Here is a 16,462-nt window from a genome sequence, read left to right on the forward strand (position 1 = left end):
CGGCTCTGCATGTCCGCCACCCTACACAGGACGGCGCGCCCGCGGAACCGCCGTGGAGTCGGGGGACGTCCCGGGCCCGCACCCGCGTGCTCGCGTACCGTCCGCCGCATGACGGACGCGCGCACCGCCCCGGCCGACCGACGCTCCGAGCGGCGCCGGCGCCTCATCCTGCCGGGACAGTACGGCCCGGACTTCGACGACGGCGGCCCGCTCCTCGTGGTCGAGGCCCGCGAGTTCTTCACCGCGCGTCCCGTGCACCGTGCGAAGGCGCACCTGTGGCTGAGTGCGCTCCGGCACCTGGTCCGCGACCTCCGCGACCGGGGCGAGGGCGACCGCGTCGAGCACCTGCAGGTCGACACGCTCCGGCAGGCGCTGGTCGGCCGGGACGACCTCGAGGTCGTCGACCCGCCGTCGCGGACGCTCCGCGCACAGGTGCGGCACTGGGGCAGGGGCACCGAGGTGCTGCCGAGCCGCGGCTTCGTGACCGACGAGGACGAGTTCGCCGAGTGGGCCGCGCAGGGCACCGGTCGCTTCCGGATGGAGACGTTCTACGAGCGGGTCCGCCGTCGCGAGGGCTGGCTGATGCGCTCGGACGCGCCCGTCGGCGGGAAGTTCAGCCTCGATGAGCAGAACCGGGAGTCGCCGCCGAAGGGTGCGACCACGCTCGGACTCCCGGAGCCGTGGTGGCCCGAGGAGGACGAGGTCGACGAGGAGGTCCGACGTGACCTGGACCGCTGGGAGCGGGACGGCATCGCCCGCTTCGTCGGTGCGGACGACCGTCGGCGCTTCGCGGTCACGCCCGACGAGGCCCAGATCGCCCTCGACGACTTCGTGCGCACCCGGCTGAACGACTTCGGCCCGTTCGAGGACGCCACGCTCACGAACGACTGGACCATGGCGCACTCGTTGCTCAGCGTCCCGATGAACCTCGGTGTCCTCGACCCGCGCGATGCGATCGAGGCGGCGCTCGTGGCCCACCGCGACGACGACGCCCCGCTCGCGAGCGTCGAGGGGTTCGTCCGGCAGATCGCCGGGTGGCGCGACTACGTCTGGCACCTCTACTGGTGGTTCGGCGACGACTACGGCGCGTCGGAGAACGCCCTCGGAGCGCACGAGCGGCTCCCCCGGTGGTGGCGGGAGCTCGACGCGTCCCGGGTCGAGGCCGCCTGCCTCGGCACCGCGATCGAGGGCCTGCACGACCACGGCTGGCTGCACCACATCCAGCGGCTCATGGTGCTCGGCAACTGGGCGCTGCAGCGCGGGTACGACCCCGTGCACCTCACCGAGTGGTTCACGGACGTGTTCGTCGACGGGACCGACTGGGTGATGCCCGCGAACATCATCGGGATGTCCCAGCACGCCGACGGCGGGATGGTCGCGACGAAGCCGTACGCGTCCGGTGGTCGGTACATCGACCGGATGTCGGACCACTGCGGCGGGTGCCGCTACGACCCGACGAAGCGGCTCGGCGAGGACGCCTGCCCGTTCACCGCGGGCTACTGGGCCTTCCTCGCGCGGACGGAGCCCGCCCTGCGGGACAACAACCGGATGGCCCGTCCGCTCCAGCAGATGCGGAAGCTGGCGGACCTCGACGAGGTGGTGGCCCAGGAGGCGCGGCGCGGCTCCCCCTGACCCGCCCGGCCCGGTGGTGGGTCACGATCCCCCCACCGGGTCGCTGGTCGCTCAGACGAGGACGACGACCTTGCCGGCGATCCGTCCGGCGGCGCCCTCGGTGTGCAGCGCCTGCAGCTCGGTCAGCGGGATGCGCCGCGTCACCTCGACCGTGAGCTCCCCGGCGTCGACGAGCCGGACGAGCTCGGCCAGCCGTTCGCGGTTCCGGAGCACGAACACCGTCGCAGCACGGACCCCGCGGGACTCGTCCCCCGGGGTCGCCATGAACGCCGTCGTGCTCACGACCGCGCCCCCGTCGCGGACGGCGGCCACGAACGAGGCGAACTGCTCGGGCTCGATCGGGGCGAGGTTGAGCAGGACGTCGACCTGCCCGTCGACCGCCTGCAGCACGTCGGTCGTGGTGTGGTCGACGACCTGGTCGGCACCGGCGGCACGGACGGCGTCGGCGCTGCGCGGGCTGGCCGTGGCGATGACCTCGACACCGGCGCGCTTCGCGAGCTGGATCGCGTACTTCCCGACCACACCGCCCGCGCCGACGACGAGCACGCGCTGCCCGGCCTCGAGCCGACCGTCGTCGAAGAGCGCCTGCCACGCCGTGAGCGCCACCGACGGCAGCGCAGCCGCGTCCGCCAGCGGGATGCTCGTCGGGGCGGCGACGAGCGCGTCCGCCGGAGCGACGACGTACTCGGCCGCTCCGCCGTCGCGTTCCATCGGCAGGAAGCCGATCACCGCGTCGCCGACCGCCAGGTCCGTGACGTCGTCCCCGAGGGACGCGACCGTTCCGGAGACGTCGTACCCGGGGACGTGGGGCAGGGCGACCGGGATGGGCAGGAAGCCGGCGCGCATGCCGTTGTCCGCCGCGTTGTACGCCGATGCCGTGACCCGGACGAGGACCTCGCCCGGGCCGGGGGTGGGCTGGTCGACGTCGCCGTAGGTGAGGACCTCGGGACCGCCGACCTCGTGGAACTGCACTGCCTTCATGATGACTCCTCCGTCATTTGCTTCGAATTCGAAGCGATTGATGGAACCGTAACACTGCTTCGAACTCGAAGCAACAGGTAGGATCGGATCATGTCCGAAACCCCCTCGTCCCTGACGCCGACGCAGCTGCGCGCCTACCTGTCGTTCACCGAGGTCAGTGCGCTCCTGCGCCCCTCGGTCGAGCAGCAGCTCAAGGACGTGGGCGGGCTGTCGTACGTGCAGTTCCAGCTGCTGGCACGACTCGGGGACTCCCCCGACGGGCACCTGCGGATGACGGACCTCGCCGACGGGGTGGTCTACAGCCGCAGCGGGCTGACCTACCAGGCGCAGTTGCTCGAGCAGCGCGGACTCGTCACGCGCGGCCCCTCTCCGGACGACGAGCGCAGCACCGTGGTGTCGCTGACCGACGACGGGCGAGCCGTCCTCGCGGCGGTGTTCCCCGGGCACATCGGCACGGTGCACGGGCTGCTGTTCGCACCGATCACGGACGAGGACGCCGCGGAGCTCGACCGGATCCTCGGCCGGATCAGCGAGCACCTCCGGAAGAACCCGCCCCGATCGGCGTCCCGCCGCGCCGCGAGGTGAGCCGACGCGCGACGGCGTGACCCGAGCCCGCGTGCGGCGCGTGGCGGGGACGACCCGCGCCTCCTGGCCCGCTCGTCGCGCCTGTCGTTCCGTCACCGGACCCCGATAGGGTCGGGAACGTGAGCAACGAGGCATTCGACGACCGCTACGAGCTGCGCGCCTTCGCGCCCGGGACGGACGAGCAGGGGGCACCGAACGCCGAGACCGAGGCCTGGATGCAGGCCGTCGGACTCGGGTTCCACGAACCGCACCCCGGCGACGAGGCGGCCGCGCGCATGGTCGCGCACTTCATCGAGGACGACGAGACCTGGCTCGGCGCGTACGTCCGCCGACCCGCACCGGGCTCCGTCGACGAGACCTGGCCGGCCGGCACCTTCGCCTGGTTCGGCAAGGAGCTGAGCTGGGGCGACGGTTCGTCGATCGACACCCAGGCGATCTCGGCCGTGACCGTCCGACCGACCGAGCGTCGCCGCGGGATCCTCCGCGCGATGATGACGCACGCCCTCGCGCGCGGTGTCGCCGAGGGCTACGCCGTGGCCTCGCTGACCGCGTCCGAGGGCACCATCTACCGCCGCTTCGGCTTCGGCAGCGCGATCCGCGAGCGGGCCGTCCGGGTCCGCCGCGAGCGTGCGCTCCCGCTCCTCGCACCGACCACCGGTGTCGTCAGCGTCGTCACGCCCGAGTGGCTCGCCGGCGGCCCCGGCCGCGCCGTCTTCGACCGGTTCAACGCGCGGACGCCGGGCTCCATGGTGCGCAACGCCGGCACCTGGCCCGTCGTGTTCGGGCTGCGCAACGGTGACGGTGAGAAGGCGAAGGACGTCCGCGCAGCCGTGCACCGCCCGGACGGCTCCGACGAGCTCGACGGCTACGTGACCTGGCGCGTCAAGGAGAGCCGCGACGGCGACACCACGCTCGAGGTCGTCGACCTGGTGTACGCGACCGACGACGCCTACCTGTCGCTCTGGGAGTTCCTGCTCTCGATCGACCTCAACGACGTCGTCACGTACAACCGGTCGCGGCTCGACGACCCGATCGTCGCCGCGCTCGGCGACAACCGCGCGTACGACGTCGACCACGAGGAGGACCACGTCTGGCTGCGCGTCCTCGACGTCGAGCGGGTGCTCGCGTCGCGTCCGTACGCCGTCGACGGTTCGCTGACGCTCGCCGTGACGGATGCGCTCGGGTTCGCCTCCGGCACGTACCGGCTGGACGTCCAGGAGGCGCGGGGCACCGTGACGAAGACCGCCGACGACGCCGACGCGGCCGGGTCCGACCTCCAGCTCGACGTCGCGGACCTCGGTGCGTTGCTCATCGGGTCGGTGTCGCCGACGACGCTCGCGGCGGCCGGGCTCCTCCGCGCGGCGGACCCGGCGGCGCCGGCACTCCTGCGGGCGATGCTGACCCCGCCGCGGACGCCGCACGGCATCACGTACTTCTGATGCACCTTCGCGAGTCGGTCGCACGGGCTCGCCAGGCCGTCGCGGTGCTGGCGAGCCCGTCGCTCCGGTCCGCGATCGTCGGCGGCGCACCGCTCGACGACCGGACGAGTGCTGCCGTCGCGGCCTTCGACTGGGTCGGCGACGACGGACCCGACACGCCGCTCCTCGGGCGGACGGCGCAGGAGCTGCAGCGGCTGCAGGGGCCGGCGGCGCTGCTCGAGTTCGACCGGATCGCCCGGATGCCGGTGCCGGACGACCAGCGCCACCCGCTGTCCGTGCGCATCGTCGAGCTCGTGTTCGAGCGGCTCGGCACGGGCAGGCCGGTCCCCGAGCCGGTGCTCAACGCCGCGATCGCCATGTTCGCCGAGGACGTCGCGATCGTGCGGCGGGACGCGGTGGACCTCGGCGTGCTCGTGCGGACGGACGACGGGGCGTCGTACCGCTACGTCGGCTGACGCGGGCGCGGGGCGGCGCCCCCGCAATGCGGCGCGGCGCTGCGCTGCCGCGCGCGCCGCGTCGGGCGCGGTTCGGCGCGGTGGCGCACAACCGAAGTGCGCGCGAACCACGGGAACGCACGGCTCCGATCGACTCCCGTTGTGCGGACCCGGCCGCGCGCGGGCGCCCGCGCGCCGTGGTCGGCGTAGTCTCCGCGCCATGGACGACACGGTGGTCGACTGGCTCTTCGACTCGGACCCGGCCCTGCGGTGGCAGGTGGAACGGGACATCGTCGGCGCGCCGGCACCGACCTGGCAGGCCACGCGTGCCCGGGTCGCGACCGAGGGCCTCGGCGCCGCACTCCTCGCCCACCAGGACCCCGACGGACAGTGGGCAGGCGGCGCGTACTTCCCCGCTGAACCCGAGCCCGAGGGACCCGGGCAGCCGTACACCGCGACGACCTGGTCGCTCAACGCCCTGCGCGAGTGGGGGTTGGACGCCGCGGTCCTCGGCGACACCGCCGCACGACTCGACGCGAACAGCCGATGGGAGTACGACGACCTGCCGTACTGGGGCGGCGAGGTCGACTGCTGCATCAACGCCTTCACCCTCGCGAACGGCGCATGGCTCGGCGCCGACGTCGACGGCATCGCCGACTGGGTGCTCGAACACCAGCAGACCGACGGCGGGTGGAACTGCGAGTGGGTCGAGGGCTCGACGGTCTCGTCGTTCCACTCGACCCTCAACGTGCTCGAGGGGCTCCTGCAGCACGAGGTCCTGACCGACGGACGGCATCCCCGCGCGGCCGAGCTCCGGGACGCCCGCCACCGAGGCGCCGACTACCTGCTCGACCGACGACTGCTCCACCGGAAGTCCGACGGAGCGCTCGTCGGCCCCTGGGCCACGGAGTTCGCGTACCCGTTCCGCTGGAAGTACAGCGTGCTCCGCGCGACCGACCACCTCCGGGCCGCGGCGCTCCGGGACGCGACGGCGCCGGACCCCCGCGCCGCCGAGGCGATCGAGGTCGTCCGCGCTGCCCGTGGTGCGGACGGACGGTGGCTCCAGGGCGTCCGCCCGCCGGGCCGGCAGTGGTTCGAGGTGGACGTGCCCGCCGGCGAGCCGTCCCGCTGGCTCACGCTCGTGGGCACGCGAGTGCTGCGGTGGTGGGACGGCGACTGAGCCCTCGACGGCTGTGTCCTGTTGCACGATCGAGACCGACGGGCCGCCCGGACCGTGCGAGCCTGGTCACCACTGATGACGTCGGGGACGGAGCGGGTCGTGGAGCGAGTGGTGGGGTGGAGCACGGTCGCCGTCATCGTGGCCGTGACGGTGCTGTGGTTGGTCCTGGTCCAGGTGACCAGCTGCTCCGATGCCGCGTCCGGCCAGGGCACGAGCTCCTGCGAGACCGAACCCGTGCTCGGGGTCGCCGGATCGTGGATCGCCGGGGCCGCTGGGGCCGCCGTCGTCGCCCTCGCGGTCTGGCAGGTCGTCCGGGCTGCACGGTCCGCGGAGCCCGTCGACGGCTGAGCCCGCTCGACCCGGGGTAGCGTGACGGCATGGCGAACGACGACGGTCCGCACCGCGGCGGCTTCCCGTTCGTCCCCGTCGCTGCCTTCACCCTCGGCGCGCTGGTCGTCATCGCCGCCGGACTCGGAGCGCGCCCCGTCCTGACCGGCGCCCGCTGGTCCCCCGCGGTCGCCCCGGCCCGCGCACCGGTCGTCGAGCCGACCGCCTCGCCGCCCACCACCGACGAGCCGCAGACGCTCGGAGCGTCGGCCGCCCAGCACGTCGACACATCGTGGGTCCTCGTCGTCCTGGGAGTGATCGGCACCGCCCTCCTCGTGCTCGTGGTCCTGCACCTCGTGAGGAAGCGACGCCGTCGCACGCGCCCGGGTGCGATCGAGGTGGTCGGCCTCGCGGTCGAGGTGCCCGCCGATCCCTCGACCGAGGTCGGACGCCAGCACCTGCGTCGCGGGATCGGTCGTGCCCTCGAGGTGCTGTCCGGACCCCGCGACCCGTCCGACGCCGTCACCGCGGCGTGGCTCGGCCTGCAGGAGTCGGCAGAGGACGCCGGGTTCCGTCGGGAGGCCGCGGAGACGCCGACCGAGTTCACGACGCGGATCCTGCGACGGCTCGACGTCGACGAAACCGCCCTCGGCACCCTTCGTCGCTGCTACCTCGCGGTTCGTTTCGGCGGGACCCCGGCAACCGATGCCGACGTCGCCGACGTCCGTGCCGCGCTGCGAAGGCTCGACGGCCAGTGGGCCGAGGCACCGGCCGACACCCGGGCGGACACGCCGGCCACGACCCCGGCGGACGCCGACACGGCGACGGGCCGCCCGTGACACGCCGCCGCACCGCTGGGGTGCTCGTGCTCGCCGTCGTGGCTGCGGCGATCACGTGGTTCTTCGCCGTCGGCGTCGTGCAGTCGCTCGCCGTGGGCGGCGTCGTCGCCGCGGTGGGTCTGACGTGGAGCGCGGTCCGTGAGGACGTCCCGTTGACCTGGCCCGTGCCTCCCGTCCGGTCCGAACCCGGTGCCCGACGCGACCTGTCCGAGACGGCGTGGGCGCTGCGCGCCCGGGGCGGCGTGCCGGAACGGACGCTCGCCCGAGCGCGGGCGGTGGCCCGGCACCGCCTGTGGACGCGCCACCGACTCGACCTCGACGACCCGCGCGACCGGACGGCGATCGATGCCGTCCTGCCGTCGGGAGTGGTCGCCGTCCTCGTGCGCGAGCGGCGGTCCGAGATCGACCTCGTCGCGTTCGGGAACGTCCTCACCGCGCTCGAGACGCTGGGCCCCGCGCCCGAGCAACACGGCACCGGGCGTGCCACCGAGCAGCGCACCACCGACCACACCACGATCGAGAGGCTCCCGTGACCGACCCCCAGACGCCGAGCGCACCGTCCCTGCCCATCGCCGACGTCGCCGCGCGCGCCCGCGACGTCCTCGACACGGTCAGCGCGGTCGTCGTCGGGATGCGGGAGCCGCTCGAGCTGGCGTTCGCGAGCATCCTCGCGGGCGGCCACGTCCTGTTCGAGGACGTCCCCGGCCTCGGCAAGACGCTCGCGGCGCGGAGCCTCGCGGCCGCGTGTGGTCTCGACTTCCGCCGTCTGCAGTGCACCCCGGACCTCCTGCCCGCCGACATCACCGGATCGTTCGTCTACGCCCCGGCGACCGCGGACTTCGTCTTCCGCCCGGGCCCTGTCTTCACCGGGATGTTCCTCGCCGACGAGATCAACCGGACGTCGCCGAAGACCCAGTCGGCGCTCCTCGAGGCGATGGCCGAGGGACAGGTCACGGTCGAGGGCGAGGGCTTCCCGCTTCCCCGGCCGTTCCACGTCATCGCGACGTCGAACCCGATCGAGTACGAGGGCACGTACGCCCTCCCGGAGGCCCAGCTCGACCGCTTCATGGTGCGCCTCTCGGTCGGGTACCCGACGCGCGAGGGGGAACAGCAGGTGCTCCTCAACCGGATCGGCCGACGGCAGGAGGTCGCGACGGTCTCCGCCGTGGTCGACGCGACCGACGTGCTGCGCATGCAGGCGACGGTCGAGGGGGTGCACGTCGACGAAGACATCGCGCTGTACTGCGTCGACCTCGCGGCCGCGACGCGCACTCACCGCGACGTGCAGGTCGGGTCGTCGCCGCGCGGCGCACAGGCGCTCATGCTCGTCGGCCGTGCGCGAGCCGTCATGGACGGGCGCGACTTCGTCACGCCGGAGGACGTCAAGACCGCCGCCGTCGCGGTGCTCGCGCACCGGATCTCGCTGACGCCGCAGGCGTGGGCGAACGGGGTGGACCCCGCGGTGATCGTGCGGGGCATCGTCGCGCAGGTGCCGGGGCCGCCGGTGGTCGGGTCGGGAGCGACCGGCGGGCGGCCGGTGTCCGGCCTGGAGGCACGGTGAGCGTTCCCGACGAGCCGTCGGTCCGACCCGCCTCCGGGTCAGGGACCGCGCCGCTCTGGGTCCGGAACCCGGCGCTGGTCTCGGGGCTCGCCGTCGGCGTGCTGCTCGCAGGGCTCGCTCTCCTCACCGGACGTCCCGAGCTCGCGCTGGTGGCGCTGCCGGCACTCGTGACTGCCGCCTTCGGCGTCCGCCCCCGACTCGACACGACGCTCGTCCGCACCACGACCACGCTCGCGCCGTCCGACTCCGGCGAGGGCGTGGCGTTCCGGACGGAGGTCGCCCTGCCGTCCGCCGCGGAGGCCGTCGCCGTCGAGTTCCGTGTCGCCGGCGACCGGCGGCACGTCGTCGTGGTCGACCCTCGCCGCGCGAGGCGGCTCACCGGTACCGTCCCGGTCACGCACTCCGGCCCCCAGGAGATCCTGCGGACGCACCTGTCGCTCCTCGGCCGGGGCGGCACCGCAGTCTCCGTGCCGGCGGCGGGCCCGGTGCGATCCGCGGTCGTCCCGCCACCGCACCTGCGCGTGCAGCACCTGCCGATGCCGAGCCGGGTGACGGGCATCACCGGTCCGCACGACTCCGCCCGCCCCGGTGACGGCGGCGAGTTCCGCGACGTCGCGCTCTTCGCCCCGGGCGACCGGCTCCGGCGCATCGACTGGCGGCGCACCGCACGGCGAGCCGAGCGCCCAGGAGAGCTCTACGTGCGCCGGACCTTCGCCACGGCGGACGCCCTCGTCGTGCTCGTCCTCGACAGCCGGGACGACCTCGGCGCCGACGTCACGGAGTGGAGCGGCGCCCGGCACGGCAGACAGCAGGCGACGTCGCTCGACCTCGCACGCGAAGCCGCCGTCTCCCTCGCCACCGCGTACATCAGCGCCGGAGACCGGGTCGGCTTCCGAGACCTCGCCGGCACCGCGCGGTCGGTCGAACCCGGCAGCGGGACCCGGCACCTCGAGCGGCTCCGGACGACCATCGCCGCGGCGACGCCGCACCACGACGCGACGGCCACGGCACGCATGCCGCTCGTGCCGGCGGCGTCCCTCGTGGTGGTGCTGTCGACGTTCCTCGACGACCAGGCATCGACGATGGCGGTGACCTGGGCCGCGACCGGCCACCGGGTCGTGGCCGTCGACGTGCTCCCGTCGCCCGACGTCCGGCGAGCGACCCGTCACGAACGCGCGGCGTCCCGGCTCATCGCCCTCGAACGATCCGACCGGCTCACGGAGATGACGGCAACCGGCGTCGAGCTGATCCACTGGCGCACCGGTGACGAGGACGCCCCTGCCGTGCAACTCCGCCTGCTCAGCCGCGCTCGGCGGACCGGATGACCGCCGGGTCGCGCGCGGAGCGCAGCGGAGCACCGTCGATCGGTCCGGCGGTCCCGGCGTGGACGATCGGTGCGCTCGGCCTGGTCGCGGGTGTCGTCGGGTCGGTCGTCGTGATCGGGGCGAGCGGCTGGCTCGTCGTCGCGGTCGTCCTCGCGGTGGCCGCAGCGGTCCTGCCCCGCGGCCCGTTCGCGGCGCTGCTCGTGGGACAGCTCGCCCTGGCCGGGATCGGCGGGACGGACCTCCCGGTCCTCCTCCTGACGACGCACCTCGTCCTCGCCACGAGCCTGCTCTGGGCCTGGACGCCGCGCACCGCCAGGGTGCAGCTCCGCGCACTCCTGCCGTCGGCACTGCGGTTCGTCGCCGTGCAGGTCGGAAGTCAGGCGGTCGCGTTCGTGGTCGTCGCCCTCCTCGGTGGCTCCGGCCCGGTCGGCGGCGTGTGGCTGGCGATGGCCGGGACGGCCGCGCTCCTGGCGCTCGCGATCGGCCTGTTCGTGCCGACGCTGCTGCGCGCCGGAGACGACGCGGAGCGCTAGGCCCGGCGGCGCACCCGCGGGTCGACGAACGCGTACACGACGTCGACGATGACGTTCGCCGTGACGATCAGCAGCGCCGAGAACAGCGTGAACCCCACGACGACCTGCAGGTCGAGCGTGTGCACCGCGTCGATGAGCAGCGCGCCGAGCCCCTGCATCGAGAACACCTTCTCGGTGATGACGGCACCGCCGAGCAGCGACCCGAGGTCGAGCCCGAACAGCGTCACGACCGGGAGGATCGCCGTCCGCAGCCCGTGCCGCACGACGACCTGGCGTTCACGGAGGCCCTTCGCGCGGGCGGTCCGGACGAAGTCCTGCGACATCGACTCGAGCATCTCGCCCCGGGTAAGCCGGGCGTAGATCGCCGCACTGATGAAGGCGAGCACACACCAGGGCAGGACGAGGTGTGTGAACCACCCGACGGGATCGTCCCCGAACGCGACGTAGCCGCTGGTGGGCAGGACGCCGAGCACGAACCCGAACAGCAGGATCGCCAGCAGCCCGACGAGGTACGACGGCGCGGACACCCCGGCGACGGCGATCGTCATGACCGTGCGGTCGACGTACGTGCCTCGGCGCAGGGCCGACAGCGCGCCACCGGCCACCCCGGCGACGAGCCAGAGCACGGCTGCCCCGACGGCGATCGACGCCGTGACGGGCAGGCGCGTGAGGATGAGGTTCGTGACGCTGTCGTGGAGCTGGAACGAGTACCCGAAGCAGGGCGCCGCGCAGTGGATGACGGAGGCGCCGGACCCGAACGTCCGCCCGGTGAAGATGCCCGCGAGGTAGGCCCCGAACTGGGCGATCCACGGCTTGTCCGTCCCGAGGAACGCCTGCACCTCGCGCAGCCGGTCGGGCGTGCAGGGCTTGTCGCAGATCGCGCGCGCCGGGTTCGTCGGCAGCAGCATGAACAGGGCGTAGGTGATCGCGGCCACGACGAGCAGGACGACTGCTGCGCCGAGCACGCGGATCGCGATGAAGCGGAAGGTGGTCACCGGTTGCTCCTCCGCGGGTCGAGGGCGTCGCGCAGGGCGTCGCCGAGCACGTTGAACGCCAGGGTGATGAGGAACAGCGCAAGGCCCGGGAACACGAGGTACATCGGGTCGGTCTGCACCCAACCGATCGCGTCGCCGATGCTGCGGCCCCACGACGGCGTCGGCGGGGTGACGCCGACGGCGAGGAACGACAGCGCGGCCTCGGCGCCGATCATCGACGGGATCGAGATCGTCGCGTAGACGGTGATCGTCGCGGCGAGGTTCGGCAGCAGCTGTGTCCGTATGACGTGCCAACGCCCGGCGCCCATCGCGGTGGAGGCGACGACGTAGTTCCGGGTGACGAGCGACAGCGTCTGCCCGCGCACGACACGGGCGACCGAGGGCCACCCGAAGAACCCGATGACGAGGACGACGAGCACGGGCTTCGGGAACGACGTCGGGACGATCGCGGTCAGGGCGATCATGAAGACGAGCGACGGGAAGCCGAAGATGACGTCGACGACGCGGGAGAGGACGCGGTCGTACCAGCCGCCGAAGAACCCGGTCGTCACGCCGACGAGCACGCCGATGACGATCGAGACGATCGTCGCGGCGATCCCGATGCCGAGCGAGGTGCGGGCACCGTAGGTGACGATCGCGAACAGGTCGCGCCCGGTCAGGGGCTCGACCCCGAACCAGTGCTCGCCGCTGATCCCGCCGCCGACCCCGCGCGGGGCGCCGAACGAGTTGAGCGCGTCGATGTGGTACCCGTACGGGTCCTGGCCGGTGACGGCGGCGATGAGCGGCGCCGCGACCGCGACGACGACGAACACCACGATGACGACCGCGGACGCGACCGCCCAGCGGTCCTGACGCACGCGGCGGACGACGGCGCGGAAGCCGGTGCTCCGGTTCGCGGCTGCCGCGACCGGACGGTCGACGACGTTGGCGGTCACGAGGCCACCCCTTCCCACGCGCGCCAGGCCTCGCGGCGGGCGGCCTGTCGCGCCGGGTCCGCGACGGGCGCCGCCGCGAGGAGCATGCGCGTGTAGTCCTGCTGCGGATCGTCGAGCACGGCGTCGGTCGTGCCGCGCTCGACCACGCGGCCGTCGTGCAGCACGACCACCTCGTCGGCGAGCTGCCGCACCACGGCGAGGTCGTGGCTGATGAGGAGCATGCCGAAGCCGAAGTCCTGCTGCAGTGCCGCGAGGAGGTCGAGCACGGCGGCCTGCACGGTGACGTCCAGCGCCGAGGTCGGTTCGTCGGCGATCACGAGCGCGGGCCGGAGCGCGAGGGCCCGGGCGACCGCCACGCGCTGCCGCTGCCCGCCGGAGAGCTGGTGCGGGAAGCGCTCGGCCCACGACGGGTCGAGCTGGACCGCCGCGAGCAGCTCGCGGACCCGTTCGGCACGGTCCGCCGCCGAGGCCGGGCCGTGCACGAGGAGCGGCTCGGCGATGCTCCACCCGATGGTCTGTCGCGGGTTGAGCGAGGACGCGGGGTCCTGGAAGACGATGCCCACCCGGCTGCGGAGCTCGCGCAGGCGTGCACCACGAGCGGTGCGGAGGTCGCTGCCGTCCACCTCGACGGACCCCGCGACGACCGGCACGAGACCGGCGAGCGCACGTCCGATGGTGGACTTGCCGGACCCCGACTCCCCCACGAGTCCGAGCGTCTCGCCCGCGCGGAGCGTCAGGTCGATGCCGGAGACGGTCGGGTCACCGCGGCGCGCGTAGCGCACGGCGACGTCGCGCAGCTGCGCGACGAGGGGCCGGGAGGCGCGGCTCGTCTCCGTCTCGTCGGCCGGCGCGGTGGACGCGACCGTCTCACCGTCCGCAGCGTGCGGTGCGGAGGTGGGTCGCGCCTCCAGGGCCGGTACCGCCGCGAGGAGTGCCCGCGTGTACTCGGCGTCCGGGTGCGCGAACACCTCCGCGACGGTCCCGTGCTCGACCGGATCGCCGCGCCGCATCACGAGCACCTCGTCGGCGACGTCCGCCACCACGCCCATGTCGTGCGTGATGAGCAGCACGGCGAGGTCGCGCTCGCGACCCAGCGTGCGGAGCAGGTCGAGGATGCCCGCCTGCACCGTGACGTCGAGCGCGGTGGTCGGCTCGTCCGCGATGAGGGCGACCGGGTCACCGGCGAGGGCCATCGCGATCATCGCGCGCTGGAGCTGGCCGCCGGAGAGCTCGTGCGGGTAGGCCTTCCGGATCCGCTGCGGGTCTGGGAGCCCGGCCGCGCGGAGGAGCTCGTCGGCCCGCGCGGACACACCGCGTCGGTCGAGGTCCGTCGGGTGGGCCGTGATCGCCTCGGCGATCTGGGTGCCGATCGAGAGCACGGGGGTGAATGAGTTCATCGGCTCCTGGAACACGACGCCGATGCCGGCACCGCGGACCGCTCGGAGCTCGTCGTCCGACGCCCCGACGAGCTCGGTGCCGCGGAAGCGGATGCTGCCGGTGACGCGGGCCTCCGGCGGGAGCAGGCCGAGCACGCTCATCGCGCTGACGGACTTGCCCGACCCGGACTCGCCGACGAGGGCGAGCACGCGGCCGGGCGTCAGGGTGAAGGAGACGTCACGGACGACGGGCTCCGCATCGCCGAACGCGACGCGGAGCCCCTCGACCTCGAGCAGCGGTGCACTCACTTGGCGAGCGAGACCTTGAGGTAGTTCGGGTACGCCGGGAAGTCCGCGATCTGGAAGTTCTGCACGTTCGAACCGGCGAGGAAGGACTGCTTCGCGTAGGTGAGCGGGACGATCGGGGCGTCGGCCATGATCTTCTTGTCCGCCTCGGCCCAGAGCTTCTGCGCATCCTGCTGGTCGATGGTGCCCGTTGCCTGCTTGATCAGGGCGTCGACCTCGGGGTTGCTGTACTTCGAGACGTTGTAGCCGCCCCCACCGATCTGCGACGAGTCGTACAGCGGCTGGATGTTGGCGTTCGCGCTCGGGAAGTCGGGCTGCCAGCTGAACATCGCGAGGTCGAAGTCGTCGCCGTCCGTCGTCGCCGTGTAGAACGAGTCGATGTCGAGCGGCTTGAGCGTGACGGTGATGCCCGCGCGCTTGAGGCCGGCCTGGATCGCCTGCGCCTCGGCCAGGTTCGCCGAGTCGTTCTGCGTGACCAGGGTCAGCTTGAGGTCCGAGACACCCGCTTCCTGCAGGAGCTTCTTCGCCTTGGCCACGTCACCGGTGGCGCCGGGCTCGTACAGGTCGTACTGCTGGCGCCCCGCGATGCCGGGCGTGATGAGCGTCGTCGCGTAGGAGCCGGCGAGGGCACCACCGGCGGCGATCCGGTACGACTTCTTGTCGACGGCGTACTGCAGCGCCTGCCGGACCTTGAGCTCCTTGAGCGAGCCCTTCTGCGTGTTGATCGCGAGGTAGTTGATCGGGCCGGCCTTCGAGGTGGCGAGGCGGTCCTGGGCGGCCGGGTTCGAGCGGACCTGGTTCAGCTCGGCAGCACCGAGGTACGTCGCGCCGAACGAGTCCTTCGCGTCACCGTTGTCGGCGATGAGCGTCTGGGTGACGGTCGACGGGTCCTGGCTCTCCTTGAACACGACCTTCGACGGGCCGGCGGTGCGGACGTCGTCGGTCTTCGCGCTCCACTCCTCGTTCCGCACGAGGGTGATCTGCGAGCCCTGCGTGTTGGACTGCACCTCGTAGGGGCCGGAGGCGACGGGCTTGGCGTCGTACGCACCGGTGTCGGTGCCGTCGCCCTCGGGGACCGGGGCGAACGCGGGCATCGACACGATCCACGGCCAGTCGCCGTACGCCGCATTGAGCTTGAAGACGATCGTCGAGTCGTCCGGGGTCTCGATGCTGTCGAGGGTCTTGCCGTCGAACGGACCCTTGTAGCTGTCACCGCCGACGAGGAGCGACTTGTGGTAGCTCAGGCCACCGGTGAGCGTCGGCGCGAACGAGCGCTCGATGCCCCACTTGATGTCCTTCGTGGTGATCTCGGTGCCGTCCTGGAACTTCAGCCCCTTCTTGAGGTGGTAGGTCCAGGTCTTGCCGCCGTCGCTCGAGTCGCCGGTGTTCGTCGCGAGGTCCGGGACGACCTTGGCCGTCTTGCCGGGCTCGACGTCCCACGCGGTGAGACGACGGAGCACGAGGCCGAGCGTCGTGATGTTGAGGTTCTGGCTGGTCGCCGGGTCGAGGTGCACCGCGGTGGCCGTCGTCAGGATGTTGAGCGTGCCGCCCTTGGACGTTCCGCCCGAGGCGTCGTCCGAGGCGCCCCCGCCCGAGCAGCCGGTGAGGACCAGGGCTGCAGCTGCGGCGACCGCAGCGGTGATGGTCAGGCGGTTCGGGCGTCTCATGACGGTGGTGCTCCTCGTGGGGAAGTGGTGGTGCGCAGCCGTGGGGTGGCCGTGACGTGTCGCCGTGCTCCGGAGCCGGTGCAGGCTCCGTGTGTCGGGGCGTCGGGCTGTCGGGGCGTCGTCCATCCTGACACCGCGATCGGACCGTGTCCGAATCCCGGGCACGGCCGACGTCGCACGGCGTAACGGTCCAATCGCCGTGTGACCCCGGTCTATTCCCGATGCGTCACCCTGCGGGCAGCCGGCCCGGGAGGAGCCTCCTCGGGCGTCACCGATCGAACCGCTGCGCAACCGGGTCCGCGCGGTCTTCTGGGCGAGTGACCGTCCTGGTTCGCGATCCCCGGGGA

16 protein-coding genes are annotated in these 16,462 nt (G+C 73.0%); 11 read left to right on the plus strand and 5 right to left on the minus strand.

Annotated features, from left to right (window positions below):
- Positions 1 to 108 precede the first annotated feature (108 nt).
- A complete protein-coding gene (locus BIV01_RS10160) occupies positions 109 to 1,632 on the plus strand; it encodes a cryptochrome/photolyase family protein (protein WP_071302737.1) in 1,524 nt (507 codons plus the stop codon).
- 51 nt (positions 1,633 to 1,683) lie between these two features.
- Here BIV01_RS10160 and BIV01_RS10165 read toward each other — a convergent pair whose 3' ends face one another.
- Positions 1,684 to 2,613, minus strand: a complete 930-nt coding sequence (locus BIV01_RS10165) for an NADP-dependent oxidoreductase (RefSeq protein ID WP_071302738.1) — start codon at positions 2,611 to 2,613, stop codon at positions 1,684 to 1,686.
- A 90-nt stretch (positions 2,614 to 2,703) separates the two neighbouring features.
- Between BIV01_RS10165 and BIV01_RS10170 the strand changes: the two genes are divergently transcribed.
- From BIV01_RS10170 to BIV01_RS10215, 10 genes are all read left to right on the plus strand, one after another.
- Positions 2,704 to 3,198, plus strand: coding sequence for a MarR family winged helix-turn-helix transcriptional regulator (locus BIV01_RS10170; protein WP_071302739.1), 495 nt, complete (start codon positions 2,704 to 2,706; stop codon positions 3,196 to 3,198).
- 119 nt (positions 3,199 to 3,317) lie between these two features.
- Positions 3,318 to 4,637, plus strand: a complete 1,320-nt coding sequence (locus BIV01_RS10175; protein ID WP_071302740.1) for a GNAT family N-acetyltransferase — start codon at positions 3,318 to 3,320, stop codon at positions 4,635 to 4,637.
- Positions 4,637 to 5,092 carry a DUF2087 domain-containing protein gene (locus tag BIV01_RS10180; RefSeq protein WP_071302741.1) on the plus strand — a complete coding sequence of 152 codons (456 nt, stop codon included), beginning with the start codon at positions 4,637 to 4,639 and terminating at the stop codon, positions 5,090 to 5,092. The genes BIV01_RS10175 and BIV01_RS10180 overlap by 1 nt, the downstream gene beginning before the upstream one ends.
- A 199-nt stretch (positions 5,093 to 5,291) precedes the next feature.
- On the plus strand, positions 5,292 to 6,251 hold the full coding sequence (locus BIV01_RS10185) for a squalene cyclase (RefSeq protein ID WP_071302742.1): 960 nt from the start codon (positions 5,292 to 5,294) through the stop codon (positions 6,249 to 6,251).
- Between the two features lie 99 nt (positions 6,252 to 6,350).
- The gene (locus BIV01_RS10190) at positions 6,351 to 6,599 is read left to right on the plus strand and encodes a hypothetical protein (protein WP_139199294.1); all 249 of its coding nucleotides are present in this window, start codon (positions 6,351 to 6,353) and stop codon (positions 6,597 to 6,599) included.
- A gap of 29 nt (positions 6,600 to 6,628) precedes the next feature.
- Positions 6,629 to 7,417 (plus strand): DUF4129 domain-containing protein, encoded by a 789-nt coding sequence (locus tag BIV01_RS10195; protein WP_071302744.1) that lies wholly within the window; start codon positions 6,629 to 6,631, stop codon positions 7,415 to 7,417.
- Entirely contained in the window at positions 7,414 to 7,950 is a 537-nt protein-coding gene (locus tag BIV01_RS10200; RefSeq protein WP_071302745.1) for a hypothetical protein, read from the plus strand. Before BIV01_RS10195 ends, BIV01_RS10200 begins: the two co-directional genes overlap by 4 nt.
- Positions 7,947 to 8,978, plus strand: coding sequence for an AAA family ATPase (locus BIV01_RS10205; protein ID WP_071302746.1), 1,032 nt, complete (start codon positions 7,947 to 7,949; stop codon positions 8,976 to 8,978). The genes BIV01_RS10200 and BIV01_RS10205 overlap by 4 nt, the downstream gene beginning before the upstream one ends.
- Positions 8,975 to 10,303 carry a DUF58 domain-containing protein gene (locus tag BIV01_RS10210; RefSeq protein WP_071302747.1) on the plus strand — a complete coding sequence of 443 codons (1,329 nt, stop codon included), beginning with the start codon at positions 8,975 to 8,977 and terminating at the stop codon, positions 10,301 to 10,303. The genes BIV01_RS10205 and BIV01_RS10210 overlap by 4 nt, the downstream gene beginning before the upstream one ends.
- Positions 10,300 to 10,836, plus strand: a complete 537-nt coding sequence (locus tag BIV01_RS10215; protein WP_071302748.1) for a hypothetical protein — start codon at positions 10,300 to 10,302, stop codon at positions 10,834 to 10,836. The genes BIV01_RS10210 and BIV01_RS10215 overlap by 4 nt, the downstream gene beginning before the upstream one ends.
- Here BIV01_RS10215 and BIV01_RS10220 read toward each other — a convergent pair.
- From BIV01_RS10220 to BIV01_RS10235, 4 genes are read right to left on the minus strand one after another with little or no spacing between them, the layout of a single operon-like run.
- On the minus strand, positions 10,833 to 11,831 hold the full coding sequence (locus BIV01_RS10220) for an ABC transporter permease (RefSeq protein ID WP_071295586.1): 999 nt from the start codon (positions 11,829 to 11,831) through the stop codon (positions 10,833 to 10,835). The two genes, BIV01_RS10215 and BIV01_RS10220, sit on opposite strands and share 4 nt — an antisense overlap.
- Positions 11,828 to 12,766 carry an ABC transporter permease gene (locus BIV01_RS10225; protein ID WP_071302749.1) on the minus strand — a complete coding sequence of 313 codons (939 nt, stop codon included), beginning with the start codon at positions 12,764 to 12,766 and terminating at the stop codon, positions 11,828 to 11,830. The genes BIV01_RS10220 and BIV01_RS10225 overlap by 4 nt, the downstream gene beginning before the upstream one ends.
- A complete protein-coding gene (locus tag BIV01_RS10230; protein WP_071302750.1) occupies positions 12,763 to 14,451 on the minus strand; it encodes a dipeptide ABC transporter ATP-binding protein in 1,689 nt (562 codons plus the stop codon). Before BIV01_RS10230 ends, BIV01_RS10225 begins: the two co-directional genes overlap by 4 nt.
- A complete protein-coding gene (locus tag BIV01_RS10235; protein ID WP_070418206.1) occupies positions 14,448 to 16,115 on the minus strand; it encodes an ABC transporter substrate-binding protein in 1,668 nt (555 codons plus the stop codon). Before BIV01_RS10235 ends, BIV01_RS10230 begins: the two co-directional genes overlap by 4 nt.
- Positions 16,116 to 16,462 lie beyond the last annotated feature (347 nt).

The organism is Curtobacterium sp. MCBA15_013 (genome assembly GCF_001865095.1).
GTDB lineage: Bacteria > Actinomycetota > Actinomycetes > Actinomycetales > Microbacteriaceae > Curtobacterium.

Bases quoted from the DNA above. Each gene is read 5' to 3' on its own strand.
- BIV01_RS10165 (WP_071302738.1), bottom strand. From the start codon at position 2,613: ATGAAGGCAGTGCAGTTCCACGAGGTCGGCGGTCCCGAGGTCCTCACC.
- BIV01_RS10160 (WP_071302737.1), top strand. From the start codon at position 109: ATGACGGACGCGCGCACCGCCCCGGCCGACCGACGCTCCGAGCGGCGC.
- BIV01_RS10185 (WP_071302742.1), top strand. From the start codon at position 5,292: ATGGACGACACGGTGGTCGACTGGCTCTTCGACTCGGACCCGGCCCTG.
- BIV01_RS10180 (WP_071302741.1), top strand. From the start codon at position 4,637: ATGCACCTTCGCGAGTCGGTCGCACGGGCTCGCCAGGCCGTCGCGGTG.
- BIV01_RS10195 (WP_071302744.1), top strand. From the start codon at position 6,629: ATGGCGAACGACGACGGTCCGCACCGCGGCGGCTTCCCGTTCGTCCCC.
- BIV01_RS10215 (WP_071302748.1), top strand. From the start codon at position 10,300: ATGACCGCCGGGTCGCGCGCGGAGCGCAGCGGAGCACCGTCGATCGGT.
- BIV01_RS10235 (WP_070418206.1), bottom strand. From the start codon at position 16,115: ATGAGACGCCCGAACCGCCTGACCATCACCGCTGCGGTCGCCGCAGCT.
- BIV01_RS10170 (WP_071302739.1), top strand. From the start codon at position 2,704: ATGTCCGAAACCCCCTCGTCCCTGACGCCGACGCAGCTGCGCGCCTAC.